This window comes from Pseudomonas sp. NPDC087804, assembly GCF_044742965.1.
GTDB classification, from domain to species: Bacteria; Pseudomonadota; Gammaproteobacteria; order Pseudomonadales; family Pseudomonadaceae; genus Aquipseudomonas; species Aquipseudomonas rustica.
In genome coordinates this window covers 121,792-132,717 of sequence record NZ_JBIUVN010000012.1, presented here as the reverse complement: position 1 = coordinate 132,717, position 10,926 = coordinate 121,792, and the positions used below count along the sequence as shown (strand labels likewise).

Here is a 10,926-nt window from a genome sequence, read left to right as displayed (position 1 = left end):
CAACCCCTACTTAATGGATCAGAACTGAACAACACTCACTGAGGCGTTTTCGCCGACGGCAAGAGTTGCTCCTTGAACGGAATATCAGCGGGTACGCTGATTCCGCTGGCAAGCCACTGACTGCTCCACCCAAGGATCAGGTTTTTGGACCAGTCGGCGACCAATAGAAACTTGGGAACGAGTTGGGATTCTTTCCACCACCCGTCCTGCTGTACCGGCCCCAGGCTCAACAGCCCGATCGCCACGACCACCAGCAACACGCCACGCGCTGCGCCGAAGGCCATGCCGAGGAATCGATCGGTCCCGGATAATCCGGTGACGCGTACCAACTCGCCGATAAGATAATTGATCATTGCGCCCACGATCAGTGTGGCGACAAACATGATGGCACAGCCCGCGATCACGCGAGCCGATGGGGTTTCGATGTATCCGGCGAGGTACTCGGACAATGAACCACCGAACATCCAGGCGACGACTCCTGCGATGATCCAGGTCACCAGCGATAATGCTTCTTTGACGAAGCCGCGGCTCAAACTGATCAAAGCGGAGATGGCGATGATTGCAACGATCGCCCAGTCAACCCAGGTAAATGGCACAGTGCAGCCTACAGACGGATAAGGCGGCGCATTTTAGCAGAGCGCATGCCTCTCGGTAAGCTGCGATTGTCAGTGCATTTCAATCGAGGCGATAGTTTTTAACCGCGCTCAGGCTGGAAGCGCACGACAAAACCCTTGAGGTTCTGCTGACGGCTCAAAAGATCACGCAAACGATCGGCTTCAGCGCGCTCGATCAGCGGGCCGACAAACACCCGATTCTTGCCATCGGCCGTACGGATATAGGCGTTGTAACCCTGGCTGCGCAGGGTTTTCTGCAGGCTTTCGGCGCTGGCACGGCTCGACAGGCTAGCCAGTTGCACCGACCAGCTCACCGACAGACCGTTGGCATCGACGCGACTTTGCGTGGTGTCCGGCTTGCTCGCTGCGGCGCTCGGGCCGGCAGTAATCGGCTGAGCAGGCGCAGGAATCGGTTTTGAGGTTGGCGGCGGCGTTGTCGGTTTGACGATCTGCGCTGGCACTACCGGTGCGGCGGCGATCGGTGCCGAAGGCGCTTCTTGCTCGGCAACCTCTTCGTCCGTCGGCACAGGCTCTTGCGGCAAGGCTTGCGGTTCAGGCACGGCGACCGGCTCGACCTGCACTTGCGGCACGGTCGGGGCTTGCGGGGTAGCCGGTGCTTCCACGACAACCTGACGCTGTTCGTCCTGACGCGAAAACAGCATCGGCAGGAAAATCACCGCCAACGCCACCAGCACCAGAGCGCCCACCATGCGCTGCTTGTACGCTTTATCCAGCAAAGCCATTTGCCGCTTCCTCCGTGGAGCGCCGGGCCAACCATTCAAGGGCCTCGGCAACACAATAAAATGATCCGAACAACAGAATCTCGTCGTCGCTTGTCGCCACTGCGCATTGACCGTCCAGGGCGGCGGCGACACTGTCGTAAGACGTGACCGACGCACCAAGGTTCTGCAATGCCGCGTTTAATTCAGCCACCGGACGTGCGCGCGGCGAATCCAGCGGCGCAACGGCCCAATGCTCGACACTAGCATTCAATTCGCCGACAACACCATCCAGATCCTTGTCGGCCAACAAACCGAACACTGCCAGACGCTTGCCGACCGGTGGCCGCGAGGCCAGCCGACGGGCCAGATACTCGGCCGCGTGCGGGTTATGCCCCACATCCAGCAACACATTGAGGCGTTTGCCGTTCCACTCGAACGAACGACGATCCAGACGCCCGACCACGCGAGTCGCCTGCAAGGCGGCAATGATCTGCTCGGCATGCCACGGCAAACCGAGCAATAGATAAGCCTGCAACGCCAGCGCAGCGTTCTCCATCGGCAGATCGAGCAGCGGCAAGTCGTGCAATTCGACAGCCTGACCCTGCGCATCGGTACCGCGCCACTGCCAGTGCTGATCGGTGATACCGAGATCGAAATCACGCCCGCGCAGGAAGAACGGACAGGCCAGTTCGCGCGCCTTGTCGAGCAACGGTTGCGGAGGATTCAGATCGCCACACAAGGCAGGTTTGCCCTGACGGAAAATCCCGGCCTTCTCGAAAGCCACGGATTCGCGGGTGTCGCCCAGATAATCGGCGTGATCGACGCCAATACTGGTGACCAGCGCGATGTCGGCATCGACTACGTTGACCGTGTCCAGACGCCCGCCCAACCCTACTTCCAGCACTACAGCGTCGAGTTTTTCCTGTTGAAACAGCCAGAACGCCGCCAGGGTGCCCATTTCGAAGTAGGTCAGGGAAGTGTCGCCGCGCCCGGCCTCGACCGCAGCAAAGGCTTCGCACAGCTGTGCGTCAGTGGCTTCGACGCCATTGAGCTGCACCCGCTCGTTGTAACGCAGCAGGTGCGGAGAATTGTAGACACCCACGCTCAAGCCCTGCGCACGCAGCAATGAAGCCACGAATGCGCAGGTCGAACCTTTGCCGTTGGTGCCGGTGACCGTAATCACCCGAGGCGCCGGCTGGCCCAGCCCCATGCGGGACGCTACCTGTTGCGAACGCTCCAGGCCCATGTCGATGGCCGACGGATGCAACTGCTCAAGGTAGGCGAGCCATTCGCCAAGGGTGCGCTCGGTCATAGGCCAGCAGGTACCGGTGGAACCACGATCGGCTCGATTGGCGCGGCGACGAATTTCGGCGTCGGCTTGCCAGTCATTTGTGCCAGCAGGTTACCCAGACGCGGGCGCAGTTCCTGACGGTGGATGATCATGTCGATCGCGCCGTGTTCCAGCAGGAATTCGCTGCGCTGGAAGCCTTCCGGCAGTTTTTCACGCACGGTTTGTTCGATAACGCGCGGGCCGGCAAAGCCGATCAGGGCTTTCGGCTCACCGACGATCACGTCGCCGAGCATCGCCAGACTCGCGGAAACACCGCCGTAGACCGGGTCGGTCAGCACGGAGATGAACGGAATGCCTTCTTCACGCAGACGCGCCAGCACAGCCGAGGTCTTGGCCATCTGCATCAGCGAGATCAGTGCTTCCTGCATGCGCGCACCGCCGGAAGCGGCGAAGCAGATCATCGGGCAACGGTTTTCCAGCGCGTAGTTGGCAGCACGTACGAAACGCTCACCAACGATGGCGCCCATGGAACCGCCCATGAAGCTGAATTCAAACGCCGAAACCACCACCGGCATGCCCAGCAGGGTGCCGCTGACCGAGATCAGCGCGTCTTTCTCGCCGGTCTGCTTTTGCGCAGCCACCAGGCGATCCTTGTACTTCTTGCCGTCACGGAATTTCAGACGGTCAACCGGCTCCAGATCGGCGCCCAGTTCGTTGCGACCTTCGGCATCGAGGAAGATGTCGATGCGCGCACGTGCGCCGATGCGCATGTGGTGGTTGCACTTGGGGCAAACGTCCAGGGTCTTTTCCAGCTCCGGACGATACAGCACAGCCTCGCAAGACGGGCATTTGTGCCAAAGACCTTCAGGCACCGAGCTCTTCTTGACCTCGGAACGCATGATCGAAGGGATCAGTTTGTCTACTAACCAGTTGCTCATGCTTTCTTTCTCCAGTACCGGCGGCCCGAACCTTTCGATTCGCAACCCCGCGTATGCCCTTGAGCTAAATTCATGTGTGCGGCGATGGTTGGTGAACCGCCACGGTCAGCGCGAAACATGACCTGCGTGCAATCCGGACAACCCTCAGCCACGCTTGCTTTGTGCAAGTGCATTGATGGACGGCGGCAGACTGCCAGCCGTCACATCAATATCGGCACCGCCACTCTGTAAGAACTAGTAGGAACTTGTAGGAGCTGACGAGTGCAACGAGGCTGCGATCCTTTGATCTTGTTTTTTACGATCAAAAGATCGCAGCCTCGTTGCACTCGTCAGCTCCTACAGGCTCCTACAGGTTCCTGCTGGTTCCTGCTGGTTCCTATTTCTCTTTTACTGACTTGATAAATGCGCGGATCTTTGCGTGATCCTTGATGCCTTTGCTCGCCTCTACCCCGCCGCTGACGTCTACGGCGTAGGGTTTTACCTGGGCCACGGCGCCCGCGACGTTTTCCGGGGTCAGGCCACCGGCCAGAATCAACGGCTTGCTCAAACCTTGCGGAATCAAAGACCAGTCGAACGCCTCGCCGGTTCCGCCAGGCACGCCTTCAACATAGGTGTCGAGCAACACACCGCTGGCGCTTGGGTAGGCATCTACAGCTGCGGCGATGTCGTCGCCAGCCTTGACCCGCAACGCTTTGATGTAAGGACGATGCCAGCCTTCACAGTCTTCAGCGACTTCATCACCGTGGAACTGCAGCAGATCCAGCGGCACCGCATCGAGGATTTCCCCCAACTCGCAGCGACTGGCGTTAACGAACAGGCCCACGGTGGTCACAAACGGCGGCAACGCCCTGATGATCGCCCGCGCCTGTTGCACGGACACTGCGCGCGGGCTCTTGGCGTAAAACACGAATCCGATCGCATCCGCCCCGGCCTCGACGGCGGCCAGCGCATCTTCTATGCGGGTAATCCCGCAGATCTTGCTGCGAACGGCTGACATGTCGAGAAAAACTCCAAGGCAAAATCCGGGAAAGTCCCGGATGGTAACAAAAGCGTTCGAGGGCGTCAGCCGTCAAGTTCCGAGAATCCCGTAAGGAAATGTGGCCCGATAAAACGCTCGGGCAACGGGAATTCATCGTGGTACTCGACCTGCACCAGATACAGCCCGTAAGGATGCGCTGTTACTCCGCCGGAGCGGCGTTCACGGCTTTCCAGCACTTCCTTCATCCACTCGACCGGCCGCTCGCCCGCACCGATGGTCATCAGGACGCCAGCGATGTTGCGCACCATGTGATGCAGGAAGGCGTTGGCGCGGATGTCGAGGACGATCATCTTGCCGTGGCGGGTGACGCGCAGGTGATGCATCTTCTTGATCGGCGACTTGGCCTGGCACTGACCGGCACGAAAAGCGCTGAAGTCATGCGTACCGATCAGGTGCTGCGCGGCCTCGGCCATGCGCTCGACGTCGAGCGGGCGGTGGTTCCAGGTGATTTCTTCGTTGAGGTGCGCCGGACGGATCTGATCGTTGTAGATCACGTAGCGATAACGCCGGGCGATGGCTTTGAACCGCGCATGGAAATGCGCCGGCATCACCCGCGCCCAACTGACGCTGATGTCGTGGGGCAGATTGATGTTGGCGCCCATGACCCAGGCTTTCAGCGAGCGATCGACCGTGGTATCAAAATGCACCACTTGCCCGCAGGCATGCACACCGGCGTCGGTACGTCCGGCGCACTGCAAGGAAACCGGCGAGTTGGCGACTTTCGACAGGGCTTTTTCGAGCTCTTCCTGCACCGTGGCCACACCCGTCAACTGGCGCTGCCAGCCGCTGTAGCGCGAGCCTTTGTATTCAACGCCCAGCGCAACGCGGTAAAAGCCGTCGGGGGCCATTTCGGCGACCGGGTTATCTATGTTTGCCAAGGTGGGACAGCCTGCTGTTTTTGCAAAGGCGGGCATTATAAGGCCTCAAGATCAAAAGATCGCAGCCTTCGGCAGCTCCTACACAGAAATCCGCATTCCCCGGTAGGAGCTGCCGAAGGCTGCGATCTTTTGATCTTGAAAACCCAAACAAAAACGGCAGCCTCTATGGGCTGCCGTTTCGTTTACCGCTGGACTGATTACAAGCTCGAAAGCATGTCCTTGGCCTCGCCCCGCTGCTTCTCGTCACCCTCGGTCAACACTTCGTTGAGAATGTCGCGCGCGCCGTCGCTGTCGCCCATGTCGATGTAGGCCTGAGCCAGATCGAGTTTGGTCGCCGCTTCGTCGGTGCCGGAGAGGAAGTCGAAATCGTCTTCGCCCAGATCAGCGTCCAGCGCCGCATCCGCCTCAGTAAACGTCGGCTCGGCGATGTTCTGCGACAGACGATCCAGTTCAGCGTTGACGTCATCCAGCTCCGCCGCGAACGCATCAGGCTCGGCCGGTGGATTGGAGTCCATCTCGTCCGCCAGCGACAGATCGAAATCGGCCGGCAGTTCCAGATCGTCCTGCGGTACGTCAGCCACGACGGGCGGCTCAACCGGCGACAAGTCTTTCACGCCATCGTCCAGATCCAGCAGGAAGTCGTCTTCGGCCAGAGTGGCTGGCGACGGTTCGGCGCCGAGATCCAGATCCAGATCGAAGTCCGACAGGTCGTCCAAGTTTTCTTTGATGTCGGTCTGCTGTTGCAGAACCGACTCAAAGCTCAGGTCGTCATCCGCCGGGAATTCGTCGAGTTCGGCCAGTGCTTCCGGCGTTTGCGGCTCAACAACAGGCGCAGGCTCGATCGGCGTGATGTTGTCGAGATCGTCCAGGCTCAGGTCAAACGCGCTGTCGAGATCATCTTCCGCCGGTGCCGGGGCAGCAGCAGGTGCTTCCGGCTCATCCAGCAGCAAATCTTTGACGTATTGCGCGTCCAATTCGGCAGCCACTGCAGCAGCGGCCAGACCACCGGCAGCGACAAGGGCCATGGCCGGGAAGCGGCTTTTCAGCTCTTCGACCTTGGCGAAGTTATCGCCATTGGCCACCAGTTGACGTTCCTGAGCGACGAACGCGTCGCGATCGCCCTGCTGACCGTAGACTTCCATCAGTTTCAGACGCAGGTCACTGCGTTGCGGCTCGAGGCTGACGCCCTCCTCCAGCAACGCCGCTGCCTGATTCAAGCGACCGGCATTGATGTGCGATTGCGCTTTGTCGAGGACGTCATCGGAACGCTCGGCGGCTGGAGAAACCAGCGGCGCAGCAATCGGCGTGGCCATGACCACTGGCGCAACGACCGCTGCCGGTGCAGGCGTTGGCGCCGGAGCCGGGGTATTGAGTGTGACGCTGGCGGCTGGTGTTTCCAGGCCTTCGAAGCTGCTTTCCGGCAGATCCTGTTCAGCGGAGAACTCTTGTTCTTCGGACAAGGCACGCGCCATGCGCATGTGTTTCTCGGCTTCCTGCTGAGCTTTGCGGCGACGCGCCAGCAGCAACAGCAGGAGCAGCAGAACCACCGCACCGCCACCGATCAGTCCCAACAGGACAGGATTGGTCAGCAGCTCGTTGAAGGTTTTCTCATCATCGACAACCGGTTTTGGCTCGGCAGTCGGCGCTACCGGCGCATCAACTGGCGGTGCAATCGCCGATTCCGGGGTTGGCGATGCGGCCGCTTCTGCCGGAGTTGCAGGCGGTGTCGCAGCCAAATCTGCAGTGATCGCAGGAACCGCTGGATTTGCAGCGTTAGTCGCTGGTGCAGCGCCCGAGCCTTCAGCCTGCAGCTTCGCCAGTTGATTGTTCTTCAGCTCGATCAGTTTTTGCAGCTTGTCCATCTGACTTTGCAGATCGGACACGCGGCTCTTCAATTCCTCGTTGTCGCGACGGGTCGTGTCGAGGCTTTCCTGCGTGACCGCCAGTTTGTTGCTCAGCGCCTTGGCATCGCCGGCCGGGCCTTTACCGCGCGCTTTGGCGCTTTCGGCAGACACCAGGCTCAGATTGTCGCTGGTATTTGGCGCAGCGCCGCTATTGCCACGACCACGATTGGTCGCATCCAGCTGCTGCTGGCCAGTGCCAGGCTTGGCCACGTAACGACGGCCCGAGCGCCAGGCGTCGTTCTGCGCAGCGACTTCTGCAATGGCGGCGGTTTGTGGCAGCGCGGTGCTTTGTGTCGAATCCGGCAGACGCAGCACCTGACCGGTTTTCAAGCGGTTGATGTTGCCACCGATAAAGGCGTCCGGGTTCAGCGCCTGAATCGCCAGCATGGTCTGCTGCACCGAGCCGCCATTACGCGCCTTCGCGGCGATTTCCCACAGGGTATCGCGGGCGGTCGTGGTGTATTGAGTCGAGTGCGTGGCGCCAGTGGTTGGCGCGGTGACGGTTTGCGACGGCGCTGGTTGCGCAGCGGCATCAGCCGTCTGCGGCGAGAACTTCGACGGATCGAGCAGTACGCTGTAGTCGCGCAGCAGACGGCCGTTCGGCCACATCACCTGCACGAGGAATTTCACCATCGGCTCGGACAGCGGCTTGCTCGACGTGACGCGCAGTACGCTTTTGCCGCTGGCGTTGAGCACCGGGGTAAACGTCAGGTCATTGAGGAAGGCCTGGCGATCGACGCCGGCCTTGGCAAAATCTTCGGGTGAAGCCAGGCTCGGCACCACTTCGGCAGCGGTGAGATCCTTGACGTCGAGCAGCTCGATTTCAGCCACCAGCGGCTGGTTCAGGGTCGACTTCAGGGTCAGCTCCCCGAGCCCGAGGGCATGCGCCATACCGGAGGACAGCGCCGAGGCGGCCGCTATTGCTAACACCAGTTTGCGAACTTGAACCATAGCCTCATCCTTTGTTTGAACGTTCCTCGGCCAGCGAGAAGATATTGATTGTCGCTGCCGTAAGGCATTGCGCGCGACGACGACAGATGTCGCGCGCGATCATTTCTTTGATGCCCCGGAAAGTCCCGGAGGGTGACACGTTTTCAACTGCTCCGGGCAAGCATAGCGCTCACCTAGAATCAGTCGACAAATTGTTGCCAAGTATCTTTTACAGCAGGTCTTTTATCAACAATTCAGCCACCTGCACAGCGTTAAGGGCCGCGCCTTTGCGTACGTTATCTGACGTCAGCCACAGATTAAGTTCCGCCGGGTCGTCGACACCGTTGCGCACGCGCCCGACATAGACCACGTCCTGCCCTACTGCGTCACCGACCGCAGTCGGATAATCACCGGCCTCAACCAGCTCAATCCCCGGCGCCGCTTCGAGCGCCGCGTTGACCTTTTCCAGGTCGACGGCCTTCTTCGACTGCAAGGTCACGCTAAAGCTATCGCCAAAAAACACCGGGGCTTGAACGCAAGTTGCGGAAATCTTCAATAAAGGTTGCGCCAGCACCTGACGCAGCTCGCGCACCAGACGTTTTTCCAGCAGCGTGTGCCCGTTCGCGTCCGGCGTGCCGACCTGAGCCAGCAGGTTGAACGCTACCTGCCGGTCAAAAAAGGTTGGCTCCAGCGGGCGCATGTTCAGCAGCTCGGCGGTTTGCCGCGCCAGCTCAGTCACCGCTTCACGACCTTGCGCGGACATCGCCAGACTGGCGCTGACATTGACGTATTGCAGGTCGATCAGATCGAGCAACGGCGTCAATACCACCGCGAGCGTGGTGGCTGACGGGCTTGGGCTGCTGACCTGGAACGGCGCTTTCAGATGGGCGAGTACAGCGGCGTTGGCTTCCGGCACCACTTGCGGCGCCTGATCGGCCGGCAAGGCGCCGGACAAGTCGATCAACGAGCAACCGGCAGCGTGAGCGCGCGCGGCGTAACTCAGGGTGATGGCCGGGCCAGCGGCGAAAAACACCAGTTTGACCTTGCTGAAATCGAACTCGTCGACCTCACGCACGCGCACGTTTTTGTTGCGGAACAGCACCGAGCTACCGGCGGATTCGCTGCTGGCCAGCAGGTGCAGGTTGCCGACCGGAAAGTCGCGCTCTTCGAGAATCTGTACGAGGGTTTCGCCGACAGTACCGGTGGCGCCGATTACGGCAATATCTAGGGTCTGGGTCATGGTGCGAGCCTCTGGCGAAACGGGGGGAGCGGCACTTTACCGGGTGACTGGCGCACAGGCAATTTCTGCCCACCCGGATCGTTCCCACGCTCCGCGTGGGAATGCCGCATCGGACGCTCAGCGTTCGGCTTGTAAAGGGACGCGGAGCGTCCCGGGATGCATTCCCACGCAGAGCGTGGTAACGATCGGCATAAAAAAACCCGCACCTCTTTCAAGGCACGGGCTCTTTCATTGCTTCAAGCGATCAACGCTCGAGCAAAATCCGCAACATGCGACGCAGCGGTTCGGCCGCGCCCCACAGCAGTTGGTCGCCAACGGTGAACGCGCCAAGGAACTGCGAGCCCATGTTCAGCTTGCGCAGACGGCCAACCGGCACATTCAAGGTGCCGGTGACCTTGGTCGGGCTCAGCTCCTGCATGCTGATATCGCGGTTGTTCGGTACCAGCTTGACCCAAGGGTTGTGCTGGCTGATCAGCCCTTCGATATCGGCGATCGGTACGTCTTTGTTCAGTTTGATGGTCAGCGCCTGGCTGTGGCAACGCATGGCGCCGATGCGCACGCAGATGCCGTCGACCGGGATCGGGCTCTTGAAGCGACCGAGGATCTTGTTGGTCTCGGCCTGAGCTTTCCACTCTTCACGGCTCTGGCCGTTCGGCAGTTCCTTGTCGATCCACGGGATCAGGCTGCCGGCCAGCGGTACGCCGAAGTTTTCGGTCGGGTACGCTTCGCTGCGCATGGCATCAGCAACGCGACGGTCGATGTCGAGGATCGCGCTGGCCGGATCGGCCAGTTGATCAGCGACAGCGGCGTGGGTCGCGCCCATTTGCTTGATCAGTTCACGCATGTTCTGTGCGCCGGCACCGGAGGCCGCCTGATAAGTCATGGCGCTCATCCACTCGACCAGACCGGCCTCAAACAAACCGCCCAGGCCCATCAGCATCAGGCTGACGGTGCAGTTGCCGCCGATGTAGTTCTTGGTGCCCGCATCGAGCTGCTGATCGATAACCTTGCGGTTCACCGGATCAAGAATGATGACCGCGTCGTCGTTCATGCGCAGGCTCGAGGCCGCGTCGATCCAGTAACCCTGCCAACCGGCTTCGCGCAGTTTCGGGAACACTTCGCTGGTGTAGTCGCCGCCCTGACAGGTCAGAATCACGTCGAGGGTCTTCAGCTCATCAATGCTGTAAGCATCCTTGAGCGGAGCAATGTCCTTGCCCACGGACGGGCCTTGGCCACCGACGTTGGAAGTGGTGAAAAACACCGGCTCGATTAGATCGAAATCCTGCTCTTCCAGCATCCGCTGCATGAGCACGGAACCGACCATTCCGCGCCAACCGATCAGACCTACACGTTTCATCGCAACTACCCCT

Annotated in this window: 9 protein-coding genes; all 9 read right to left on the bottom strand. The window is 60.4% G+C overall.

Annotated features, from left to right (window positions below):
* Nucleotides 1–35: 35 nt before the first annotated feature.
* On the bottom strand, nucleotides 36–596 hold the full coding sequence (locus ACIOMO_RS16965) for a CvpA family protein (RefSeq protein WP_053118946.1): 561 nt from the start codon (nucleotides 594–596) through the stop codon (nucleotides 36–38).
* 98 nt (nucleotides 597–694) lie between these two features.
* Entirely contained in the window at nucleotides 695–1,357 is a 663-nt protein-coding gene (locus ACIOMO_RS16960) for an SPOR domain-containing protein (RefSeq protein ID WP_401242237.1), read from the bottom strand.
* Nucleotides 1,341–2,648 carry a bifunctional tetrahydrofolate synthase/dihydrofolate synthase gene (gene folC / locus ACIOMO_RS16955; protein ID WP_401242234.1) on the bottom strand — a complete coding sequence of 436 codons (1,308 nt, stop codon included), beginning with the start codon at nucleotides 2,646–2,648 and terminating at the stop codon, nucleotides 1,341–1,343. Before folC ends, ACIOMO_RS16960 begins: the two co-directional genes overlap by 17 nt.
* Nucleotides 2,645–3,565, bottom strand: a complete 921-nt coding sequence (gene accD / locus ACIOMO_RS16950; protein ID WP_008083214.1) for an acetyl-CoA carboxylase, carboxyltransferase subunit beta — start codon at nucleotides 3,563–3,565, stop codon at nucleotides 2,645–2,647. Before accD ends, folC begins: the two co-directional genes overlap by 4 nt.
* A gap of 376 nt (nucleotides 3,566–3,941) precedes the next feature.
* Nucleotides 3,942–4,562 (bottom strand): phosphoribosylanthranilate isomerase, encoded by a 621-nt coding sequence (locus ACIOMO_RS16945; RefSeq protein WP_401242231.1) that lies wholly within the window; start codon nucleotides 4,560–4,562, stop codon nucleotides 3,942–3,944.
* 65 nt (nucleotides 4,563–4,627) lie between these two features.
* Nucleotides 4,628–5,452 (bottom strand): tRNA pseudouridine(38-40) synthase TruA, encoded by an 825-nt coding sequence (gene truA, locus ACIOMO_RS16940; protein ID WP_077571926.1) that lies wholly within the window; start codon nucleotides 5,450–5,452, stop codon nucleotides 4,628–4,630.
* Nucleotides 5,453–5,679: 227 nt separating this feature from the next.
* Nucleotides 5,680–8,337 carry a FimV/HubP family polar landmark protein gene (locus tag ACIOMO_RS16935; protein WP_401242229.1) on the bottom strand — a complete coding sequence of 886 codons (2,658 nt, stop codon included), beginning with the start codon at nucleotides 8,335–8,337 and terminating at the stop codon, nucleotides 5,680–5,682.
* Between the two features lie 208 nt (nucleotides 8,338–8,545).
* Nucleotides 8,546–9,556, bottom strand: a complete 1,011-nt coding sequence (locus ACIOMO_RS16930; RefSeq protein WP_401242226.1) for an aspartate-semialdehyde dehydrogenase — start codon at nucleotides 9,554–9,556, stop codon at nucleotides 8,546–8,548.
* Between the two features lie 244 nt (nucleotides 9,557–9,800).
* A complete protein-coding gene (gene asd, locus ACIOMO_RS16925) occupies nucleotides 9,801–10,913 on the bottom strand; it encodes an aspartate-semialdehyde dehydrogenase (protein ID WP_008083209.1) in 1,113 nt (370 codons plus the stop codon).
* Nucleotides 10,914–10,926: the final 13 nt, after the last annotated feature.